Raw genomic sequence first — 20,533 nt, forward strand, 5'->3', positions numbered from 1 at the left:
CATGGCCAAGGGTGTCCTCGGAAACGATCCCTTCCAGCGCGGCGCCGCGTCCCGCGACGGTGGCTCCGCGAAGCCCGGCGACGGCACCAAGGAAGCCTCCGCCGGAGACGCGAAGCCCGCGCGCAAGGAGGCCGCGAGAAAGTCCGCGCCCCCCGCGAAGCAGCCCGCGCGGGCGAAGGCCGGTGGTGGGAAGACGTCCTCCGCGCCCGGGAAGAAGTCCGCGGCGGCGAAGGCCGGGGGCGCATCCGGCGGGAGCCGCGATTCCCACGCGGCGGGTGATGCGAAGGTGCCCGAGACGGCGAAGGCCGGAGGCCGGAAGTCAGCCGCGTCTCGTGAGGCGGACGAAGCGAGGAAGTCCGAGGTGGCGAAGGCCGGAGGCCACAAGACGCCCGCGGCGGGCGGAGCGGGCCCGGCCGAAGCTCCGGGCCGCAAGCAGGGCACCAGGGCCGCCGAGCGGAAGCACGAGGCGGAGGCAGCCCCCCCGCACGCGGAACAACCCGCCGCGCTCACGGACGACGAAGCGGCGCTGCCCCTGCGCGAGCCCGCCGCCCCCGTGTCTCCGCACAGTCCGCCGCCGCCTCGCCAGCCGGTGCTGTCGGACGAGCTGGGCGCGCGCACCCCGCAGCAGCGCGAGGTGGACCACGCGCTGGCGGAGGCGCTGGCCGCCGAGGTGGCCGAGGCCACGGCGAAGGTCGCGGTGGACGAGGCGATGGAGCGCCGGCCCGGGGAGGAACAGGACGTGGACCGGCTGATGGCCACCGAGATGGCCACCGAGATGGCCGAGGCGGCGGTGGAGGAGGTGCTGGAGCACAGCCCGTCCACGCAGCACCCGGAGCGCGAGCGCGAGCTGGCCGCCGCCGTGGCCGCGCAGGTGGCCGAGGCCGCCGCCGAGGTGGCCGTGGCCGAGGTGCTGGACCGCCATGCCGTCTCGCGGCGTCAGGCGTTCCCGGAGGAAGGCGACGAGGGCCTGGAGGAGCGCGCCGCCAACGCCGGCGAGGGTGAAGAGGAAGGCTTCCAGGACACGTTCGACCTGGAGGCGGAAGCCGAGGGAGGCTTCGGCCCGGGCGAGGACGACGAGGAAGTCCCCTTCCAGGACACGTCCGGGCTGGAGCTGTCCGTGACGCTCTCGGTGACGGAGCAGGGAACCCGTGAGACGTCGTCGCTGGAGGCGGAGGTGGAGGCGCCGGACGCCACGCGAGACGAGTTCCCGCCGGGCCGCCGGGGCCCGCTGTCGCTGGTGCCGCCCCCCGACGAGGGCGAGCGTCCGCGCGAGCCGTTCTTCACGGACCAGGTGCGCGAGCCCGAGGGGCCGCGTCCCCTCGCGCAGCGGGCCGCGGGCATGCTGTCGCTGGCGAGGGACATCGCCGGACAGGCGCTGGCCAGCGAGGGCCTGGGCCGGGCCCTGGGCGCGATGAACGGGTTGATGGAGGCGGTGCGCGCCGGGCTGGGCACGGGCGGCGGCGCCAACATCGACGAGTACGGCAAGGACCCGGCGCTGGTGGAGCACCTGGAGCCGGTGCTGGAGTTCCTCTACTCGCAATACTGGCGCGTGTCCGTGCAGGGCGCGGACCACGTTCCCCAGGGCGCGGCCATCCTGGTGGCCAACCACTCGGGCGCCCTGCCCTATGACGGGCTGGTGATGTCGCTGGTCCTCTCCCGCGAGCGCCCCGACCTGCGCGAGCCCCGGTGGCTGGTGGAGGACCAGGTCTTCCACGCGCCGGTGCTGGGCACCCTCTTCAACCGCCTGGGCGCGGTGCGCGCCTGCCCGGAGAACGCACTGCGGCTGCTGGACGAGCAGCGCCCGCTGGTGGTCTTCCCGGAAGGCTATCAGGCGCTGAGCAAGCCCTTCGCGGAGCGCTACCGGCTGAAGCGCTTCGGGCGCGGAGGCTTCGTGAAGCTGGCGCTGCGCACCGGCGCGCCCATCGTCCCGGTGGCCATCGTCGGCGGCGAGGAGACGTCGCCGCTCCTGGGCCGCCTCCCCGCGTCCTTCCTGGGCCTGCCCTACCTGCCGCTCACCCCGCTGGGGCCACTGCCGCTGCCGGCCAAGTGGAGCGTGCGCTTCGGCGAGCCCATCGGCATGGAGGGACTGCCCCCCGAAGCCGCGGACGACCTGGGCGAGGTGCAGCGCCTCACCGAGCGCACCCGCGAGTCCATCCAGGGCATGGTCCAGTCGCTGCTGCGCGAGCGCCGCTCCGTCTTCGCGGGCTGAGCCACCGCGAGCCCGCCTCCGGGCCACGGCCCGGGGGCCGCGGCCGCTTCAGCCCACCACGCGGTTGCGGCCGGCCATCTTGGCCTCGTAGAGCTTCTCGTCGGCCGCGCGCACCAGGTCCCCGGGCTCGCGGTGCTGGGGCTCCAACGTGGCGATGCCCAGCGACACGGTGACGGGGATGGGCTGCTTGTCGAACTCGAAGCGCTGCTTCTCCACCAGCCGCCGCACCTTCTCCGCGAGCTGCCGGGTGCCGCCCAGCGACACCTCCGGCAGGAGGACGGCGAACTCCTCGCCGCCGTAGCGCGCGAACACGTCCTCGCGGCGGATCTTCGTGCGCACGGTGGACGCGAGCTGCTTCAGCACCGAGTCACCCGCCAGGTGCCCGTAGTTGTCGTTCACCTGCTTGAAGTGGTCGATGTCCAGCAGCACCAGCGACAGCACTCGCTCGTAGCGGCGGCTGCGCGAGATTTCCCGGTCGAGCTGCTCGTCGAAGTAGCGGCGGTTGTAGATCTGCGTCAGGCCGTCCATGGTGGTCAGCCGGTAGATCTCGTCGTGGTACGCCGCCTCGATGTTGCCGCCGGCGATGAACTTGAAGATGGTGCGGCCAATCTTCACCAGGTCGCCGTTGCGCAGCGACCGCACGCCCTCCACCAGGTCGTCGTTGATGAACGTGCCGTTGGTGGAGCCCATGTCGCGGATGCGCACGCCCTCGCGCGTGTTGGAGATGCTCGCGTGGTTGCGGCTCACCGACTCCTGGTCGATCTGGATGTCCGCCTTCGACGAGCGCCCGATGAGCGTCTCCTCGCGCGTGAGGTCGAACTTCCGCCCCAGGTCCAGGCCGTAGATCACCACCAGCGCCGCGTCGAGGTTGACCGGCCGGTCGGAGATCTTCGAGATGACCGTGACGACCGTCTCCTTCTGCAACCCTGCCTCCTCGAAGCTCAACGCTACCACCCGGTAAATCCCGAAAGCGAGTCACGGGCGGGAGTCCGGGCGGGGACCTACCACGACCTACCCGTCAGGGGATATCCACGCCCCGCACGGCGGCGACGGGTGGACGCAGGGGGACGCCGCCGGAGTCCGCCAGCTCGGCCACCAGCATCACCCCCATCCCCGAGCAGGTGGCCGGGAGCCGCAGCTCCACCTCGCCCCGGCCCTGGGACACGTCTTCGGCCTCCAGGAGCACGGTGCCCTCGCAGCCAAGGCCCCCGCGCAGCGTCAGGCGCACCTGGCCCTCCGAGGCCTCCCCGGAGCCCACGCGGAATCCGGTGACGCGCACGCGCACCGCGCTGCCCCGGACCAGGCGCTGCCCCTCCAGCTCCGGGAAGAGCCAGGCCACCTCCGGGCGTCCCACATCCAGCGCGGCGGTCCCGAGCGTCAGGTCCGCCAGGCGCTCCATCCCCGGACCGCCGGCGGAGGCCAGCCGCTCCGGGCCCAGCCTGTCGCGCGCGGCGGGGCCCCCCACCATCAGCGCCTCCACCAGCATGCGCGCGCGCGAGCCCTGCACGTCGCCGAAATACGTCCGGTCCTCGAAGGTGGCGGGGGGCCTGGGCAGGCGGAAGCCGGCGCGGGCGTGGTCCGGGTCCGCCAGCACCGTCCACCGGCGGCCGGCCCGGTTGGTGAAGACGACGCGCACCAGCGAGGCCGCCTCGTCCACATCGGCGCGGAACTGCCGGGCCTCCAGGCCCTGCCAGGCGGCGGAGTCGAAGTTGTAGCGGGCATCCTCGGGGAGGCCGAGGAAGCCCGTGCGCGGCTCCACGGGCCGCGAGCCCTGGGGGTCGAAGTCCGGGCCCGGCAGGTCCACCAGCAGGGCGGAGGTGGCCACGGCCGCGGACGCATCCTCGCGAGCCAGGGTGGAGGTGGCCGCCACCACGAGCCGGTAGGGCTGGCCCTCCAGTCCGCCGTGCGCGGGCGCCATGCGCACCAGCACCAGCCCGGGGCTGGCCAGCCGCTCGTCCTTGTCGGTGTTCGGGTCCGCGGGGGCCGCGTTCGTCGCGGCGCCCAGGCCCAGCGGCACCACGCCCCGGCCGGGCGCGGACACGGTGGCCAGCACGTAGGCGCGGTCCAGGTACACGCCGCGGTAGCGAGGCAGCTCCGGCACGCGCACGGCGAAGGGGAAGGCCAGCCGCACGCCGCCCTCCGCGAAGGACACGGCGCGCGGGTACCGCACGGACTCCACGTCCGGGGCTCCGGAGGTAATGCCGGGCGTGAGGTCGAGGGTGAACCGGGTGTCCCGCCGCACCGTCGAGGAGAAGCGCGGCGAGCCCGGCACCAGCCGGCCCAGCAGCAGCAGCGGGTCCACCCCGGGCTCCAGCGCGTTCAGGGGCAGCTCCCTCAGCGGCAGCCCTCCCTGCAGCGCCCAGGCGGCCCGGGTGCCGCACGCGCCCGCGCGCACCGCCAACTCCGCCTCCACCACGCCCTCCAGCGACGTGTCGCAGAAGCCCGCCACGCCGGGAGCGTTCACCTCCATCGGAGGCGTGCCGGCCAGCCACAGGGCCGCGCCGGACGGCAGCGACAGGCGGCGGCGGCTGTTGCCCAGGGCCACCTCCACCTCGCGCTCCGGCCCCAGCAGCGCCTCCGGCGCCAGCTCCGCGGGAAGCCCCGGCATCGACAGGCCCGCCAGTCCCAGCCGCAGCGCGGGCGTGGCCTCGTCCGACTTGGGGTCCTCGCCGAAGGTGCCGCGCACGCCCCCGAAGCGGTCCAGCGGGTTGCGCCGCAGGGCCAGCCGCACGTCCCGCTCGCCCGTCACGTCCTGGCGCGCCAGCGTGAGGTAGCCGTAGTCCGCATGGAAGACGGACAGGCCCACCTCGCCGGTGGCGGGCACCCATGTGGCACCCTCCGGGCCCGTCACCGCGCTGGCCGTCAGGGCGCCCGCGGCGTTGGACACCGCCACCGTGGCCAGCGGCACCGGACGTCCCGTCAGCTCGTCCACCACCAGCACGCGCACCCCACCCGCCGGCACGGTCGCCGGCAGCACGGTGACGCGGGCGCGGCAGGTGGCGCTGCCCACGCGGGCCTCCACCGCCTCGCGCTCGTCTCCGGGCTCGGCCAGGACGAAGCGGGCGCTGGAGCCCGTTCCCTCCCCCGTCACCGCCGGCGCGCGCGCGCGCCACGTCACGCCGTCTCGCGGCACCACCGGCGCGCCCGCCTTGTCCCTCGCCCACACGGTGAACACCACGGGCAGCCCCGGACGGCCCACGACGACGTCCGGCGTCACCTCGCACGCGTCCACCGTCTCCGCGGCCGGAGGCACCACGCAGGCCCCGTCGCGGCACACCCGGCCTCCGCCACAGTCCGCGTCCGCCGCGCACACGCCGGGCATGCACCGGTTCATGTCGCACTGGCAGCCCAGGGGCGAGCCGTCACATTCGGCGAGCGCGTACTCCGCGCGCCGGGCCGCGAGGCAGTCCTCGGGCGTACGGCACGCGGGCGCGCAGCGCGAGACGGCGGTGTCGCAGAAGAAGAGCGCCGGGTCCGGACAGTCCTGGTCCACCGCGCAGTCGAGCTGGCGATAGGGGTCCGCGGGGATGCGGGCCCCGTCCGTCGAGTCCGCCGCGCAGCCCGCCAGGGCCAGCAGCGCGCAGGCGAGGCCTGCCAGCAGGAAGGGACGGGGGGACGGGCTCATACGGTGCGGCTCCAGGGGGCTGTCCGCGACCTTACAGGCTGGCCGCCCCGTGTGCGACGGTCTCCGGCACCCTCCGCCCCCCATCCGACAGCCATGGGGTCCGCCCGGCCGCCCTCCCCTCCTGGCACTCAATGGACGGTTGGCTTTCGGGTGGCCTGGACTCATCATCGGGGTTCGATGGCGCGCAGCGAGCCCAAGTCCCTGGAAAGCCTCCTCCCCCGTGTCCTGGCCCGCCTCGCGGAAGAGTCCGGGCGAGGACAGACGCTGGCGCCCGTGTGGGCATCGGTGGTGGGCCCCCACCTGGCCCGCCACACGGCCCCTCATGCCCTGCAGGGCACCACGCTGGTGGTGACGGTGGCCGGCGAGGAGTGGGCGAGGTCGCTGGAGGCGGAGGCGGCCTCGCTGTGCGAGCAGCTCAACGCGCGGCTCGGCCCGGGCACCGTGACGGCCCTCGCCTTCCGGATGGAGCGCCGATGATTGCCCTGCTCGCTCTCGGCGCCTTCCTCGCCGCGGCGCCGCCGTCCGCCGAGGACATGGAGCGGCGGGCCGGCCAGCACGTGGTGCGCGAGTTCGAGCGCGTGGGCCGGCGCGCGCCGGCGCAGGACGCCAGGCTGACCACGGCGGCGCGGCGGCTCGCACGCGAGGCCCTCACCGAGTACACCACCGGCGCGCCGGACCTCCTCACCCTCACGCAGGCCGTCAGCGACGCGGGCGGCGCGGACCCGTCGCCGCGCACCCTCGTCATCCGCGCGTGGGCGCCCCAGCACGCCATCGAGACCTTCCTCGCGCGCACGGACTTCAACACGGAGCGCGCCTCCCACTTCGGCGTGGGCGTGGCCGTGGAGGGCGAGCGCGCCGCGCTGCTGCTGCTGATGGCGGACCGCAAGGCGGAGCTGCAGCCCTTCCCCCGCGTCCTGGCCGGCGGCGAGCACGCCGCGGGAACGCTCTGCGGCCACCTCGTGGCGCCCCTGCGCCAGGCGGAAATCTACGTCACCCGGCCGGATGGCGCGGTGGACCAGGTGCCCATCGGCCGCCGGAGCGGTGGCGGCGCGGGCTTCTGCACCCGCCTGGAGTTCGGCGGGCCCGGCATCTACACGGTGGAGGTCATCGGCCGGGCCTCGGCGGGTCCGGAGGTGGCCGCCCTCTTCCTCACCCAGCTCGGCCTCCCCGCGCGGCGCGACACGAGCGCGAAGACCTCCGAGCCCACCACCCCGCCCGAGGCCCGGCAGGCCGTGTACGAGCGCATCAACGCGCTCCGCCGCGCGCACCGCCTCCCGGAGCTGACACCCGACCCGCAGCTGGAGCGCGTGGCGCAGGACTACAGCGACCGCATGTCGGCGGAGGGCTTCTTCGCCCACGTGGCGCCGGACGGCTCCACGCTGACGCGGAGGCTGCCGGCGGACTCCCGCTACGTGCGCGCCGGAGAGAACCTGGGCCTCGCGCCCGGGCCGCTGGCGGCGCACTTCGGCATCGAGCACAGCCCCGGCCACCGCCGCAACCTGCTGGACCCGGGCTTCCGCTTCGTGGGCGTGGGCGTCACCTTCCAGAAGGTGGACGGGCGCGAGGAGGCCGTCCTCACCGAGGTCTTCACCGTGGCCTCACCCGCGGCCCAGCTCCCGGAGGACCCGCAGCAGGAGGCCTACGACACGCTCGCCCGGCTGCGCGCGTCGCGAAAGCTGCCGCCGCTGCGGCGCAGCCCGGCGCTGGAGGCCCTGGCCCGCGCGCACGCGAAGCGCGCGCTGGAGCTGGACCAGCCCTCGGCACAGCCCGCCGAGGCGCCCCTGCACGACCGCGTGTTCCAGGCCCTGCCGGACGCGGGCACGGCGGCGGTGGACTTCTTCATCGTCGCGGACCCCACGGCCCTGCCGGAGTCACGCAGCCTCGCGGACGCCACCAACAACCTCGTGGGCGTGGGCGTGGTCCTGGGAGACTCGAAGCGCTTCGGCCGCAGGCAGTACTGGGTGGCCGTCATCTACGCCGCGGTCCCCTGAAGACGCGCGGCGGACGGCGACGGCGCGGCCGTGGCGCCCCTGTGCACCACCAGGGGCGGCCCCAGCAAACCGGAGACGGAGGTGCCGCGCGCTAGACGGGACGGCGCTGCGTGGCGTAGGCCTCGAGCCCCATCTGGGGCGGCGCCACGTGCTGGTACAGCGGGCACTTCATGCACGTGAAGGACTGCCAGCCCCGCCGGACGGCCTCGTCCAGGCAGTTGTCGTAGTGGTGGCAGTTCAGGTTGCGATGCGTCTCGACGCCGGCACGCTTCGGCCCGGCCTCGGGGTTGATGGTTTGCGGCAGATCGGCTGGACACGGCTTCATGGAGCCCTCCCTCTGAGCTGTTTCCCCCCCCGAGCGCTGTGAACGAGCAGTGCTACCGGACGACAGACCGTCTTTTCGACGGTAAGACCGGAGTGGCGCGTAACGGCCGCGCAAAGTAGTGATTCACTCCGGGTGACGCAATGGGTCGACTTTTCCTACCCAAGAGCACGTAATCGCCTGGACGCCTTCGGCGAATGTTGACGGGTCATGAACAGTCCGGCCCGGCCCGACGCCGCGGGGATCTAGGACTTGTCGCCCCGTCTGTCAAACCACCCCCCCTGCGTGGCAAGGGGAATGATCGGACCGCACATCTCGTTGGCAGGCCGCAAAGCCGCGTCAGGAAAGGAAGACCACATGAGTTGGACCGGGCTGGTGGCGGGGCTGGTGGCGGGGGTGGCCCTGGGCCAGTCCCCGGCGACGCTGGAAGCGGTACGCCTCCACAAGCCGGAAGCGGCGGGCCTGGCTCGGGACGAGCTGGCCGCCTGTGTGGCGAAGAAGTGCCCCGACGCGGGCCGATTAGCGCTGTTGGCGGGCACCCTGGCCCTCTCCGACGGCCGGGCGGCCGAGGCGAGGGATATCCTGGCCGCCTGGCCTCCTCCGGCCCTCCTGGCGCCCTACCATGCCTTCTACCTGGGCCAGGCGCGCTTCTACGCGGGTGACGCGGTGGGCGCCGCCGCGGACTTCTCCCGGGTGCTGGAGGCGCGCCCCCCGGCGGAGCTGGCGGCCCGGGCGCGCGCGCGGCTGGGTGAGTCGCTCCTGAAGGCCGGGAAGGCGAAGGAGGCCCTGGCCTCGCTGGAGGCGGCCGCGAAGGCCACACCTACACCGGAGCTGGTCTACCAGCGCGGCCTCGCCCGGGGCGCGGTGGGCAACCGCGCCGGACAGGTGGCGGACCTGCTGGCGGTGGCGCTGCGTCATCCCACCCATCCCTACGCGGACGAGGCCGTGAAGTGGCTCACCGGGGGGAGGAAACCCGCGGTGAAGTGGGGCTTCGCCGAGCGTACGCGCCGCGCGGATGGCTTCCTGGACGCGGGCGCCCCGCAGCGGGCGCTGGAGGAGCTGGAGGCACTGGAAGGCGTGAAGCTGGCGAAGGGGCAGCCGGCGGCGGTGGCGCTGCTGCGGGCCCGCGCCTTCTTCGCGCTGAAGCAGGAGGAGGCCGCGCGCAAGGCGCTCGCGGTGGCGGAGAAGGGCCCACCCGACGTGGCCGCCGAGGCGGCGCTCCTCGTCGCGCGGCGGGCGCTGCGCGCCGACGACAACGACAAGGCCCGGGCGCTGATGGCGGGACTGGACGCGAAGTACCCCTCGCAGCCCGCGGGCGACGAGGGCGCCTTCTTCGCGGGCTGGCTGGACCTGCAGGCCGGCCGCTTCGCGGACGCGGTGAAGGCCTTCGGCGCCTTCCACCAGCGCTACCCGCGCTCGCGGCGCCGGGACGAGGGGCTGTGGTTCCGCTCGCTCGCGCACCTGCGGCTGGAGGAGTACACGAAGGCGCGCGAGACGCTGGAGGCGCTGGTGGAGGCCTTCCCGCGCAGCAACATGGTGCCGCAGGCGCGCTACTGGGTGGCGCGCAGCCAGGAGCTGGAGGGCGCGAAGGCGGACGTGGTGGGCCCGGCGTACGAGGCCCTCGTCACCTCCGCGCCGGCGTCCTTCTACGCGCTGATGGCGGCCGAGCGGCTGAAGGCGCTGGGGCGCGCGCCGCCCGCCCACTTCCCCCACCCGCCGAAGCAGCTCGAGCTGCCGCGCCCGCCGGAGCTGGAGCTGGCCATGGAGCTGACGCGGGCGGGCCTGTTCCGCGACGCGGCGGACGAGGTGGAGGCGCAGGCCGCGCGGGTGCGCTCGGCGGACCAGGCGCTGCCCTTCGCGCACGCGCTGCTCAAGCTGGGGGAGTACGGCCACGCGCACGCGGTGGCGGCGCGGCACCTGTGGGGCCGGGCCTTCGGCTCGCGCGAGCCGGACGCGCTGGCGGCCTTCTACCCGCGCGCCTTCGCCAACGCGGTGCAGGACGCGGCGGCGAAGGCCAGGGTGGACCCGTTCCTGGTGTGGGCCATCATGCGGCGCGAGAGCGCCTTCAAGCCCGAGGTCATGAGCGCGGCGGACGCGCGCGGGCTGATGCAGATCATCCCGCCCACGGCCACGGCCATCGCCGAGCGCCTGGCGGAGCCCGCGCCCGCCCCGGCGGACCTGTTCTCCCCCGAGCGCAACATCCGCTACGGCGCCTGGTACCTGTCACGGCTGATGGAGCGCTTCCGGCACCCGGTGCTGGCGGCGGCCGCGTACAACGCGGGCCCAGGGCCCACGGTGAAGTGGGCACTGGAGCGGGGCAGGCTGCCGCTGGACCTCTTCGTGGAGACCATCCCCTTCAAGGAGACGCGCGCCTACGTGAAGCAGGTGGTGGCGGACCTGTTCCTCTACCACGCGTTCTACGGCAACGGCGCCGAGCCGCTCCGGCTTTCGCTCCAGGTGCCGGAGCCCGCGAAGGAAGGCGTCACCTTCTGACGCGGGGCGCCCGCCCTACTTCCGCGCCGCCATGCGGCGGAGGATCTCCGCCTCCAGCGTGTGCACCACCTCGGACAGGGGGGTGACGCTGGAGTCCATGCGGATGGCATCCTCCGCGGCCTTCAGCGGGGCCACGGCACGGGCGGCGTCGTCGCGGTCGCGCTTCATCTGGTCCGCGAGCACCTCCTCCAGGGTGATCTCCACGCCCTTCTGGAACAGCTCCTCGTAGCGGCGCCGGGCGCGCACCTCGGGGCTGGCCTCCAGGAAGAACTTCACGTCCGCGTCCGGGAACACCACCGTGCCGATGTCGCGGCCCTCGAGGATGGCGCCCTTCTCCGACTCCAGCGCCAGCCGCCGCTGCAGCTGCAGGAGCCCCGCGCGCACCACCGGGCGGCTGGACACCTGCGACGCCGCCATGGAGTTCTCCGGCGTGCGGATGTCCGAGGACACGTCCTGCCCGCCCAGGAAGACGCGGTTCTCCTCGCCCACCACCTGGAAGTGGATTTGCACGCGGCTCAGCAATTCGCCCAGGCGCGCGTCGTCGTCGAAGGCGATTCCCTCGCGCCGGGCCATCAGCGCCACGCACCGGTAGATGGCGCCGGTGTCCACCAGCGCGAAGCCCATCCTCCGGGCCAGCAGCTTGGACACGGACGACTTGCCCGCGCCCGCCGGGCCGTCGATGGCGACGATGAAGGGACGCGCGCTCATGTGAGGATCTCCTGTAGCGCCCGCACGCACCGCTCGTTCTCCGCGGGAGTCCCCACGGAGATGCGCAGGCACGTGGGGAACCCCTGGCCCGCGAAGGGCCGGACGATGACGCCCTTGCGCAGGAGCAATTCGTACAGCTCCACGGCGGGCCGGTGGAAGTCGGCGAACACGAAGTTGGCGTGGCTGTGCGTGAGCGTCGCGCCCAGCTTCGGCAGCTCCTCCGCGTAGTAGCGCAGGCCCTGGCGGTTGTTGTCGCGCGTGCGCCGCACGTGCTCGGTGTCCTCCAGCGCGGCGATGCCCGCCGCCTGCGCCACCACCGTCAGGTTGAAGGGCATGCGCGTGCGGTGCACGTACGCCGCCAGCTTCGCGTCCATGACGCCGTAGCCCAGGCGCACGCCGGCCAGCCCGTGAATCTTGCTGAAGGTGCGCAGCGCCACCAGGTTGGGGTACTGGCGGAACAGCTCCACCGCGCTGGCGTACTCGGGCCACTCCACGAACTCGAAGTAGGCCTCGTCGTGCACCACCATCACCTCGGGCGGCACCGCGGACAGGAAGGCCTCCAGCGCCTTGCGCCCGAAGGCCGTGCCCGTGGGGTTGTCCGGGTTGGCCAGGAACACCATCCGCGTGCGCGGGGTGATGGCGCGGGCCATGGCCTCCAGGTCGTACTGGTAGCCCTCGCGCATGGGCACCTCCACGAAGGGGCGCCCATGCGCCTGCGCGGAGATGCGGTAGGCGGAGAAGGAGCCCTTGCACAGGAGGATTTCGTCCTCCGGCGTGGTGAAGGTGCGGATGAGCAGCTCGATGAGCTCGTTGGAACCGCTGCCCAGCACCACCTCCTCGGGACGCACGCCCACGTGCGCGGCCAGCCGGCGCACCAGGTGGAAGGACGTCGCGTCGGGGTACAGGTGCGTCGCGGCGGAGGCCGCGCGCATGGCCTCCACGGCACGGGGCGAGGGCCCGAGCGGGTTCTCGTTCGAGGCGAGCTTGATGACGCCCTTCAGGCCGTACTCGCGCTCGGTCTCTTCAATCGGCTTGCCCGGAACGTAGGGCTTGAGGGTCTCGACGTGGGGAGGAACGAGAGGTCGCATGAAGCCCCAGGAAGTAAATGCCTTCAACGCCCGGAGAACACGCCCAGCGCGCGGAACTTCGCGTACCGGTCCTGCACCAGTTCATCGGGCGACAGCTCGGCGAGCTGGCTCAGGTGCTTGCGCAGCGCCTTGCCCAGCGCCTCGGCCGTCTTCGCGGGGTCGCGGTGGGCGCCGCCCGGGGGCTCGGCCACCACCTCGTCCACAATCTTCATCTCCAGCAGGTCCCTGGCCGTGAGCTTCATCGCGTCCGCCGCCTTGTCCGCCTTGGTGGCGTCGCGGAAGAGGATGGAGGCGCAGCCCTCCGGGGAGATGACCGAGTAGACGCTGTTCTGCAGCATCAGCACGCGGTTGCCCACGCCGATGGCCAGCGCGCCGCCCGAGCCGCCCTCGCCCACCACGGTGGAGATGATGGGAACCTTCAGCCGGCTCATCACCTCCAGGTTGACGGCGATGGCCTCCGCCTGCCCCCGCTCCTCCGCGCCGATGCCCGGGTACGCGCCCGGCGTGTCCACGAAGGTGAGGATGGGCTTCTCGAAGCGCTCGGCCAGCTCCATCAGGCGGCGGGCCTTGCGGTAGCCCTCCGGGCGCGGCATGCCGAAGTTGCGCGCCATGTTCTCCTTGGTGTTGCGGCCCTTCTGGTGGCCCATCACCATCACCGGCTTGCCGTCGAAGCGCGCGAAGCCACCGACGATGGACGGGTCCTCGCCGAAGTGCCGGTCACCGCACAGCTCCACGAAGTCGGTGAACAGGAACTGGACGTAGTCGAGGAAGTACGGGCGGTTCGGGTGGCGGGACATCTGCACCACCTGCCACCGCGACAGGTCACTGAAGATCTCCGCCTGGAGCTTCTTCGCCTTCTTCTCGAGCTTGGCGATCTCAGACGTGAAGTCCGCCGAACCTCCGGTGGACAACACCTTCAGCTCCTCGATCTTCTTCTCCAGCTCGATGATGGGACGCTCGAAGTCGAGCGCGTAGGTGGTACCGATTGCCATGGCGCGGGACTAGCACCAGGGTAAGGCCGCTTTCAACGCGCAAGAGGTTACGCACCCCCCCATGGAATCAACCAGGCCTTCCCTCCGTCGGAAGCATATGTACCTCGCCCTTCCGCTAGTCGTCCTGACGCTGACAGCCGCCAGCCCAGTCCCCTCCGCGCAGGCGCGCAACACCGAGGGCTTCCGCCTGTACCAGGCCGGCCGCTACCCGGAGGCCCTGGAAAAGTTCCAGGAGGCCGCCCGGGAGGCGCCGGGCTATGCGCTCGCCCGCTACAACGTCGCGGCCACCCTGGGCGTGCTGCGCAAGCAGGGCAAGGTCTGCGAGTTCAGCGCCCACCGGGACGTCATCGTCGAGCACCTCACCCAGGCGGTGAAGCTGGACGCGCGCCGGCTGGCCCGGGCGAAGGTGGACCGGGACTTCGACCCCATCCGCGACACGCTCGGCTGGCAGCGCCTGCTGGGCCGCGCTCCGGAGCGGGAGGCGGACGTGCCTCACCTGCTGCGCGCCGTGTCCTGGTTCGGCCCCGGCGTGGGCGTCTACGGCACCACCCAGGGCCTGCGCTTTACCTCCGCCACCCGGGCCGTGCTGTGGACGAAGGGGGTGGGGGAGGACGGCGTCCCTCGCCAGCGGCAGGTGGCCGGCACCTACACGGTGCGAGGCCGCTCGGTGGAGCTGCGGCTGAAGGGCCGGGCGCCGCTGGTGGGAACGCTCACCGAGAAGGGTGCCCTCACCTTCCCCGAGCTGGGCACGTTCACCGACTCACCTTCCGAGTGCGATGCCTGAGACACCCCGGCCGTCAGTGATGGCCCACGGGCATTCGACGTGACGGGCCCCGCACGCTTACACGGGAAGCCCGCTGCCGGGCCTTGGCGCGCACGACGCAACCCGTCATCTTGCGCGGCGGGGGCAGCGGGGTCGGCAGTTGTCTTGGGGCAGTACCGGGGCTGGAGGCACGCGGGTGGCGAGCCCCCTCTTTTCAGGCCGCCTTGATCTTCGCCGCGGGCGGAGACAGCGCGTACCACGCGGTGCGGAACGCCTTCAGCTCGCGCAGGCCCGCCGGGTGGCGGCCGAGCGCGGGAGCCATGGTGACGGGCAGGCCCAGCTTCTTCTCGATGGCCTTGGCCGCGTTCAGCTCCAGCTTGCGGCGGTTCTCACACTTCTCGCAGGTGGACTTGGGGCCCACGCGGTTGACGAGCACCCGCTCCACCGGGAGCTTCTTCTCCTTGAGGTACTCCACCAGCCGCTCGGTGCGGGCGGCGGCCAGCTCCTCGCCGCGCGTGACGACGACGAAGCGCGCCTCGCTCGGGGAGGCCAGCGCCTCCTCGAAGCGCTTCACATGCTTGATCATCGCCGCGATGTCGTCCGCCAGCTCGCCCAGCCCCTTCGCGCGGTGCTTGCTCAGCACGGTGTGCAGCGCGCCCAGCCACGTCTTGGCCGTCTCCGCCAGCTCCACCACGCGCACCGCCGTCACCACCGGCGCCGAGTCCACCACGATGCGCTTGAAGCGCTCCTGCACCAGCGCGTCGGTGAGGCAGGACAGCGCCGCCAGCTCGTCGATGCCCGGGGGCGCGCACTCCAGCAGGTTGCGCAGGTAGAGCAGATCCGCCGGCACCTCGCTGCCCGCCCTGGGCGCGCCCTCGAAGGCCTTCTCCGCCTTCTCCTTCAGCCGCTTGCGCAGGGCGTTGAACCAGCCGGCGATGTCCAGCTCGCGCGCGTACAGGCCCTTGGTGCCCTTCACCTGCGTCTCGGTGTCCGTCAGCCGGCTCTGCAGCACGTCCGACAGCGAGTGCGAGGGGTCCGTGGAGATGAGGAGCACCGGCCCCTCCTTCTCCGTCAGCGTCACCGCGGCCGCGGCGGCGCACGAGCTCTTGCCCACGCCACCCTGGCCCACGAAGAAGATCAGCCGCGTGGGAGGCAGCGGCGGCGCGGCGATGGGAGGCATGGACGGCGCGCGCACCAGCGCCGGGGGACCTTCCGCCGCGACGAACTCCAGCGCCTTCGTCTCCTTGCCACCCGCCCACGCCTTGGCGAACAGGGCCAGCCCGTCCAGCCCGCGGGGCGCCACCTCGCGCTTGCCCAGCAGGTGCACTGGCACCGCCTTGTCCAGCGCCTGGAACTTGCGAACGTGCGGGGCCTGGAGGCCCCGGCGGCCCTGGCACGCCGGACAGCCGTCCCGCTCCTCCACCTGGTTGACGACGATCTCCGTCACCGGCAGCCCGCGCTCGCGAAGCTGCGTGAAGAGCATGCGCGTCTGCGCCTCGGGCACCGGCTCCGCCAGCGCGACGAGGTGGAAGGCCGTGCGCGCGGGGTCCTTCAGCAGCGCGAGCAGCTTCTCCGCCTTCTGCTCCAGCGCCTCCAGGAAGCCCGGCGCGGCGGTCTCCGCGGCCTTCTTGCCCTTGCCCGTGGCCGCCGGCTTCGCGCCGCCCGCCTTCACCAGGCCCAGGAACTTGCGCAGCCCCACCGGCAGGTCGAACAGCCGCAGCGTGTGGCTCGTGGGCGCCGCGTCGACGATGATCCGGTCGAACTCGCGCTCCTTGCCCTCGAGCAGATCCACCACGTGGAAGAGGCTGATCAGCTCCTCCAGGCCCGGCACCGCCTGCTGGTACAGCTTGCCCAGGTCCTCGTCGGAGATGTGCGTGCCCTTCGCCGCCGCCTTCTGCAGCGCGGGCAGGTAGTCCGCCAGGAAGGGCTTCATCAGCGCGGCCGGCTCGAGCTCCAGGGCGTACACCCCACCCTCGCCCTTGCCCGGCACCAGCTTCGTCGGCTTCGCCGCGAGCTTCTTCTTCACGAGGTCCGACAGGGAACGCACCGGGTCCAGCGACACGAGCAGGACACGTTCCTTCGGGGCGTCTTCCGACAACCGCAACGCGTACGCTGCCGCGAGCGTGGTCTTGCCTACCCCGCCCTTGCCTCCGAAGAAGTGAAGAACTCGCGCGTCGCTCATTGGGTTGTGGCCTTCCTTGTGCCCCCCCGGCGGCACTGATGCACTCTCCAGAACGGCCAGAAGAAGGCGCCGGAGTCACCCGGTGCGTGGACCTGTGCGGCCGGGCCCTCCCTGTGGGTGGGAGATTACCGCAGAATCCCCCGTCCAGAGGTCAAAAGTCAAGAATTGACGCGGGGTTTCGAGGCTGGAACGGCCCTCTGGAAGGCCCCCCTCCGAGCCCCGCCAAGCACGCGGAATCCGGAGGGGATTTCCTACCCGTCAGGTCAGCGGGCGCAGCCCGTTGGGACCGAGCGGTCCGTCGCCTACCGGCCCTCCCAGGGGACTTGCGTCGCGCACCGGGGACTGCTGCGCGCGGGCCTCGGCCGCGTAGCGGTTGAGCTTGTTGTACAGCGTCTTCTCGCTCACCCCGAGCACCTCCGCGGTGCGGGCCTTGTTGTTCCCGTTCCGCTGGAGGCTGCCGAGGATGTACTCCCGCTCCACCGCGTCCAGGCTCAGCCCGAAGGGCAGCCGGAAGGTGTGGCGCTCCGGGGCCTTGCCGGCCATGTCCGGCGGCAGGTGCTCCCGGGTGATCAGCTCCCCGTCGCAGAGGATCACCGCGCGCTCCACGGCGTTGCGCAATTCGCGGATGTTGCCGGGCCAGTCGTAGTTCTTCAGCACCTCCATGGCCTCCGGGTGCACGCCGCTGACGCGCTTGGCGGAGTCCCCCCGGAACTTGTCCACGAAGTGCTGCACGAGGATGGGCACGTCCTCCCGCCGCTCGCGCAGGGGCGGCAGGTGGATCTGGAACACGTTGAGGCGGAAGTAGAGGTCCTCCCGGAACCGCCCGTTCTTGATCTCCTGCTTGAGGTCGCGGTTGGTGGCGCACAGCACGCGCACGTCCACCTCGATCTCCACCTTGCCGCCCAGCCGCCGCAGCCGCCCCTCCTCCAGCACGCGCAGCAGCTTCGCCTGCAGCTCCAGGGGAATCTCGCCCAACTCGTCCAGGAACAGCGTGCCGCCGTGCGCCATCTCGAACACGCCGGGCCGGCGCTGATCCGCGCCGGTGAAGGCGCCGCGCTCGTGGCCGAACAGCTCGGACTCGATGAGCGTGTGGGGGATGGACGCGCAGTTGATGGCGATGAAGGGCTTGTCGCGCCGCAGGGACAGGTTGTGGACGGCGCGCGCCACCACCTCCTTGCCCGTGCCGGACTCGCCGCTGATGGACACGCTGGCCTTGGAGGGGGCCACCTTCTCCACCAGCTCAATCACCTTCCGCATGCCGGCGGACTGGGCGATGAGGTCCGACGAGCCGAGCTGCTTCAGCCGCCGCCGCAGCGTCTGCACCTCGCGCAGGGTCTCCTTCTTCTCCAGCGCCCGGTCGATGCAGACCTTCAGCCGCGCGGTGTCGAGCGGCTTGACGATGAAGTCGTAGGCGCCCTCGCGGATGGCCTCCACCGCGGCGTCGATGGTGCCGCGCCCCGTGAGGAAGACCACCGGGCAGTCCGGCAGCTCCTCCTTCAGGTTGCGCAGCAGCCACAGGCCATCCGTCTCCGGCATGGCCAGGTCCGACAGGACGACGTCCGGCCGGAACTCACCCGCCTTGCGGAGTGCGTCGTGCCCGTCGAATGCGATCTCGACCTTGTGCCCCCAGGTGCTGAGCATCTCTGCCAGCGCCTCGCACGTGTCGCGTTCGTCATCCACGGCCAGGATTCGTGCGCTGCCCAAGTTGAAGACCTCCCGTACTGCGTCGTGACGCGAAGTTGTGAACCCGAGAGAAAGGCTCCGGTGCTCCGGGACCGCGCCTCAGGCGCGGGGGAACACCAGCCGGCACTGCCCGGCGCGCAGCAGCGCCTCCACGCCCAGCTGCGCGCAGCGCAGCTCCAGGGCCGCCACCACGTCCGGCTGGCTCTCCACGGGGGCCCCCGTGTCCTCCACCTCCAGCACCGCCGAGTCCCCTTCCGCCCGCACCCGCACGCGCACCGCCCCACCGCCGTCCGCCCGCCGGAAGGCGCGCAGCAGCGCCTGCGTCAGGAAGAAGCCCAGCTCGGACGTGTCCGCCAGCCGCACCCGCACCCCGGCCTCCACCGCCACCTGCACCTGCACCCGGCGCTTGCGGCCCTCGTGGGCCAGCACCCCCAGGGCGCGCGTGGCGGCCTCGGACAGGTCGGCCTCGCCCGGCGTCCCAGGCCGGTGGACGATGAACTCCGAGAACTGGCGGAGGATGCCGTCCACGCGCTGGATCTGCTCGCGCATGGCCTTGAGGTTCTTCTCCTGCGAGGCAGGCACCTGCCCCGTCTCCGCCTTCAGCTTCTCGGAGAGGACCTCCAGGTGGATGGCCAGCGCGTTGAGCGGGTTGCGCACGTCGTGCAGCAGGCTGTCCATCAGCGTCGCCACCACGCCATAGCGGGCCGCGCCCACCATGGGGTCCGACGCCTCCTGGACAGAGGGTGCATTACTGGACACAGCCGTTGAGCTAACCAACGGAAACTCCTCGGGTTTTTGCCGCTCTCCCCGCCCTCGCCCCTGCCGGAGCCAAGAGTTAGGGAGCCCCTTCCGGAACGTCAACCCTGGGTCGGTAATTCTTGCCGGAAGAGGCAAATTCCCGTGCTGGGACGCCCACTTGCGGGGGCTCCCAAGTGTCTCCGGGGCGACGTTTTCCGAGGATCCGCGATCACTCCGTCCCGCCCTCTGTCGGGCAGTGGACGAAGGTGCGACTCACGCCGTGGTGGCGGGGGGGCGCGCGGCCTCGCCGAGGCCCACGAGTTCCAGCTTCAGCCGGGCGGCGAACTCGAAGATGCGCGGATCCCTGTAGAATTCGCCGAAGACGATGCGCACCAGGCCCGCGTTGGCGATCAGCTTGAAGCAGGGCCAGCAGGGGCTGGCGGTGGTGTAGATGGTCGCCCCGTCGATGCCGACGCCGTTGGTGGCCGCCTGGATGATGGCGTTCGCCTCGGCGTGGACGGTGGCCACGCAGTGGCCGTTCTCCATCATGTGGCCCACGTCGTCGCAGTGCGGCAGGCCGCGGATGGAGCCGTTGTAGCCGGTGGACAGGATGGTCCTGCCCCGCACGATGACGGCGCCCACATGCTTGCGATCACACGTGGCGCGCGTGGCCACCTGCTTCGCGATGTCCATGAAGTACTGATCCCACGAGACACGTCCGGACATGCGATACCTCCGGGCCGGGATGTAACCCGGCCCGTGAGCGTGTCGAAAAATCCGCCGCTGCACCACCGAGGGTGCGAGTGTCAACGCCCCGCCGCGTGAGCCACGCCACCCTCGGAGGAGGCGCCGTGCTGGAGCAGCCGCGCGAAGCCCCTGGCCTGGAGGAACTGGCGCACCTTGGCGCTGGGCGCGGCGAACGTCTCGCCGGGCATGGGCACGTCGAAGCTGTAGCTCTGCTCCTGCACGGCGAAGTCCACCTTGGCGGTGCGGTAGCCCTCCACGATGGCCAGCAGCTTGCCCGTCTCCAGGCTGAAGATGCCGCCGCCGGACGCGCCATAGCCGATGGGCGCGTCCGTCTTCACCATCTTCGGGCGCTTCGTCTCGCGGTCCCACTCCACCTGGGACAGCATGCCGCCGGACAGGGACAGCGCGCGGCCGAAGGGAGACGCCGCCACCACCACGTCCTCGCCTGGCTCCAGCTCCGCGTCGTCCGCGAGCTTCACCGCCGGCAGGTCCAGGCCCGGCACGCGCACCAGCGCCAGGTCCATGTCCGGCACCTGCCCGGTGGCCGCCACCTCGCCGGTGTGCTCGAGCACGTCGCCCCGGCGGTCCACCAGGACACGCAGGACGGGCTCCTTCAGGTGGCCCATCTCCACCGCGTGCGCGTTGGTGACGACCCAGGCCACCACCCCGCCCTTCTCGTCGCGCTCGGAGCCCACCACCACGCCGGACGCCGCGCTGCGCGCCTTGCCGCCGTCGGAAATCTGGAGGCGCACGTTGTGCGGGAGGATGCGCCGCACCCGCTCCTTGCGGGACGGCCTCGGGGCCTCGGGCCGGGCCACCACGCGCTCCACGGGGGCCGCCTGGGGCGCGGGAGCGCTGGCGGCCTGCTGCGAGGGCGCACTGGCGCAAGACACGAGGGCGAGCAGGGCGGGGACGCCCGGGAAGAAGCGGCTCATCGACTCTCCGGTGGGGGGGAACGGCTGCGCTACCGCTACGAGGATGCAACTCGTTTG

Annotated in this window: 16 protein-coding genes; 5 read left to right on the forward strand and 11 right to left on the reverse strand. The window is 72.4% G+C overall.

Annotated elements, in window-relative coordinates:
• Nucleotide 1: 1 nt before the first annotated feature.
• Nucleotides 2–2,209 carry a lysophospholipid acyltransferase family protein gene (locus K8638_RS26105; RefSeq protein WP_223757339.1) on the forward strand — a complete coding sequence of 736 codons (2,208 nt, stop codon included), beginning with the start codon at nt 2–4 and terminating at the stop codon, nt 2,207–2,209.
• Nucleotides 2,210–2,257: 48 nt separating this feature from the next.
• Here the strand turns inward: K8638_RS26105 and K8638_RS26110 are convergent, their stop codons facing one another.
• Nucleotides 2,258–3,133 (reverse strand): GGDEF domain-containing protein, encoded by an 876-nt coding sequence (locus K8638_RS26110; RefSeq protein ID WP_223757340.1) that lies wholly within the window; start codon nt 3,131–3,133, stop codon nt 2,258–2,260.
• A gap of 94 nt (nt 3,134–3,227) precedes the next feature.
• Complete coding sequence (locus K8638_RS26115) at nt 3,228–5,834, reverse strand: carboxypeptidase-like regulatory domain-containing protein (protein ID WP_223757341.1); 2,607 nt, start codon at nt 5,832–5,834, stop codon at nt 3,228–3,230.
• Nucleotides 5,835–6,011: 177 nt separating this feature from the next.
• Here K8638_RS26115 and K8638_RS26120 point away from each other — a divergent pair, with 177 nt between their 5' ends.
• Nucleotides 6,012–6,311, forward strand: coding sequence for a DciA family protein (locus K8638_RS26120; RefSeq protein ID WP_223757342.1), 300 nt, complete (start codon nt 6,012–6,014; stop codon nt 6,309–6,311).
• Nucleotides 6,308–7,825, forward strand: a complete 1,518-nt coding sequence (locus tag K8638_RS26125) for a CAP domain-containing protein (protein WP_223757343.1) — start codon at nt 6,308–6,310, stop codon at nt 7,823–7,825. Before K8638_RS26120 ends, K8638_RS26125 begins: the two co-directional genes overlap by 4 nt.
• 91 nt (nt 7,826–7,916) lie before the next feature.
• Here K8638_RS26125 and K8638_RS26130 read toward each other — a convergent pair whose 3' ends face one another.
• Nucleotides 7,917–8,150 carry a hypothetical protein gene (locus tag K8638_RS26130; protein WP_223757344.1) on the reverse strand — a complete coding sequence of 78 codons (234 nt, stop codon included), beginning with the start codon at nt 8,148–8,150 and terminating at the stop codon, nt 7,917–7,919.
• A gap of 354 nt (nt 8,151–8,504) precedes the next feature.
• Between K8638_RS26130 and K8638_RS26135 the strand changes: the two genes are divergently transcribed.
• The gene (locus K8638_RS26135; RefSeq protein ID WP_223757345.1) at nt 8,505–10,640 is read left to right on the forward strand and encodes a transglycosylase SLT domain-containing protein; all 2,136 of its coding nucleotides are present in this window, start codon (nt 8,505–8,507) and stop codon (nt 10,638–10,640) included.
• Between the two features lie 15 nt (nt 10,641–10,655).
• Here K8638_RS26135 and cmk read toward each other — a convergent pair whose 3' ends face one another.
• Genes cmk through K8638_RS26150 form a run of 3 tightly spaced genes read right to left on the reverse strand, consistent with a single transcriptional unit; the run spans nt 10,656 to nt 13,428 of the window.
• The gene (gene cmk / locus K8638_RS26140) at nt 10,656–11,348 is read right to left on the reverse strand and encodes a (d)CMP kinase (protein WP_223757346.1); all 693 of its coding nucleotides are present in this window, start codon (nt 11,346–11,348) and stop codon (nt 10,656–10,658) included.
• Nucleotides 11,345–12,436, reverse strand: a complete 1,092-nt coding sequence (hisC, locus tag K8638_RS26145; protein WP_223757347.1) for a histidinol-phosphate transaminase — start codon at nt 12,434–12,436, stop codon at nt 11,345–11,347. The genes cmk and hisC overlap by 4 nt, the downstream gene beginning before the upstream one ends.
• A 23-nt stretch (nt 12,437–12,459) precedes the next feature.
• On the reverse strand, nt 12,460–13,428 hold the full coding sequence (locus tag K8638_RS26150) for an acetyl-CoA carboxylase carboxyltransferase subunit alpha (protein ID WP_223757348.1): 969 nt from the start codon (nt 13,426–13,428) through the stop codon (nt 12,460–12,462).
• 97 nt (nt 13,429–13,525) lie between these two features.
• Between K8638_RS26150 and K8638_RS26155 the strand changes: the two genes are divergently transcribed.
• On the forward strand, nt 13,526–14,212 hold the full coding sequence (locus tag K8638_RS26155; protein ID WP_223757349.1) for a tetratricopeptide repeat protein: 687 nt from the start codon (nt 13,526–13,528) through the stop codon (nt 14,210–14,212).
• A 193-nt stretch (nt 14,213–14,405) separates the two neighbouring features.
• Here the strand turns inward: K8638_RS26155 and K8638_RS26160 are convergent, their stop codons facing one another.
• The 5 genes from K8638_RS26160 to K8638_RS26180 all read right to left on the reverse strand — a co-directional run bounded on the left by K8638_RS26160 (nt 14,406) and on the right by K8638_RS26180 (nt 20,476).
• Nucleotides 14,406–16,373 (reverse strand): ArsA family ATPase, encoded by a 1,968-nt coding sequence (locus tag K8638_RS26160; RefSeq protein WP_223757350.1) that lies wholly within the window; start codon nt 16,371–16,373, stop codon nt 14,406–14,408.
• A gap of 258 nt (nt 16,374–16,631) precedes the next feature.
• Nucleotides 16,632–18,077 carry an enhancer binding protein Nla6 gene (nla6, locus tag K8638_RS26165; protein ID WP_223757351.1) on the reverse strand — a complete coding sequence of 482 codons (1,446 nt, stop codon included), beginning with the start codon at nt 18,075–18,077 and terminating at the stop codon, nt 16,632–16,634.
• Between the two features lie 78 nt (nt 18,078–18,155).
• A complete protein-coding gene (locus K8638_RS26170) occupies nt 18,156–18,773 on the reverse strand; it encodes a histidine kinase dimerization/phospho-acceptor domain-containing protein (RefSeq protein WP_223757352.1) in 618 nt (205 codons plus the stop codon).
• A gap of 294 nt (nt 18,774–19,067) precedes the next feature.
• Nucleotides 19,068–19,520, reverse strand: a complete 453-nt coding sequence (locus K8638_RS26175; RefSeq protein ID WP_223757353.1) for a cytidine/deoxycytidylate deaminase family protein — start codon at nt 19,518–19,520, stop codon at nt 19,068–19,070.
• 80 nt (nt 19,521–19,600) lie between these two features.
• Nucleotides 19,601–20,476 carry a serine protease gene (locus tag K8638_RS26180; RefSeq protein WP_223757354.1) on the reverse strand — a complete coding sequence of 292 codons (876 nt, stop codon included), beginning with the start codon at nt 20,474–20,476 and terminating at the stop codon, nt 19,601–19,603.
• Nucleotides 20,477–20,533: the final 57 nt, after the last annotated feature.

The organism is Myxococcus sp. RHSTA-1-4 (genome assembly GCF_020037125.1).
GTDB lineage: Bacteria > Myxococcota > Myxococcia > Myxococcales > Myxococcaceae > Myxococcus.

What these genes read in the sequence shown, in the direction of transcription:
- K8638_RS26115 (WP_223757341.1), bottom strand. Translation starts at nt 5,834, where the DNA reads ATGAGCCCGTCCCCCCGTCCCTTCCTGCTGGCAGGCCTCGCCTGCGCG.
- hisC (WP_223757347.1), bottom strand. Translation starts at nt 12,436, where the DNA reads ATGCGACCTCTCGTTCCTCCCCACGTCGAGACCCTCAAGCCCTACGTT.
- K8638_RS26130 (WP_223757344.1), bottom strand. Translation starts at nt 8,150, where the DNA reads ATGAAGCCGTGTCCAGCCGATCTGCCGCAAACCATCAACCCCGAGGCC.
- cmk (WP_223757346.1), bottom strand. Translation starts at nt 11,348, where the DNA reads ATGAGCGCGCGTCCCTTCATCGTCGCCATCGACGGCCCGGCGGGCGCG.
- K8638_RS26120 (WP_223757342.1), top strand. Translation starts at nt 6,012, where the DNA reads ATGGCGCGCAGCGAGCCCAAGTCCCTGGAAAGCCTCCTCCCCCGTGTC.
- K8638_RS26170 (WP_223757352.1), bottom strand. Translation starts at nt 18,773, where the DNA reads ATGGTGGGCGCGGCCCGCTATGGCGTGGTGGCGACGCTGATGGACAGC.
- K8638_RS26160 (WP_223757350.1), bottom strand. Translation starts at nt 16,373, where the DNA reads ATGAGCGACGCGCGAGTTCTTCACTTCTTCGGAGGCAAGGGCGGGGTA.
- K8638_RS26125 (WP_223757343.1), top strand. Translation starts at nt 6,308, where the DNA reads ATGATTGCCCTGCTCGCTCTCGGCGCCTTCCTCGCCGCGGCGCCGCCG.
- K8638_RS26150 (WP_223757348.1), bottom strand. Translation starts at nt 13,428, where the DNA reads ATGGCAATCGGTACCACCTACGCGCTCGACTTCGAGCGTCCCATCATC.
- K8638_RS26135 (WP_223757345.1), top strand. Translation starts at nt 8,505, where the DNA reads ATGAGTTGGACCGGGCTGGTGGCGGGGCTGGTGGCGGGGGTGGCCCTG.
- K8638_RS26180 (WP_223757354.1), bottom strand. Translation starts at nt 20,476, where the DNA reads ATGAGCCGCTTCTTCCCGGGCGTCCCCGCCCTGCTCGCCCTCGTGTCT.
- K8638_RS26155 (WP_223757349.1), top strand. Translation starts at nt 13,526, where the DNA reads ATGTACCTCGCCCTTCCGCTAGTCGTCCTGACGCTGACAGCCGCCAGC.
- K8638_RS26105 (WP_223757339.1), top strand. Translation starts at nt 2, where the DNA reads ATGGCCAAGGGTGTCCTCGGAAACGATCCCTTCCAGCGCGGCGCCGCG.
- K8638_RS26175 (WP_223757353.1), bottom strand. Translation starts at nt 19,520, where the DNA reads ATGTCCGGACGTGTCTCGTGGGATCAGTACTTCATGGACATCGCGAAG.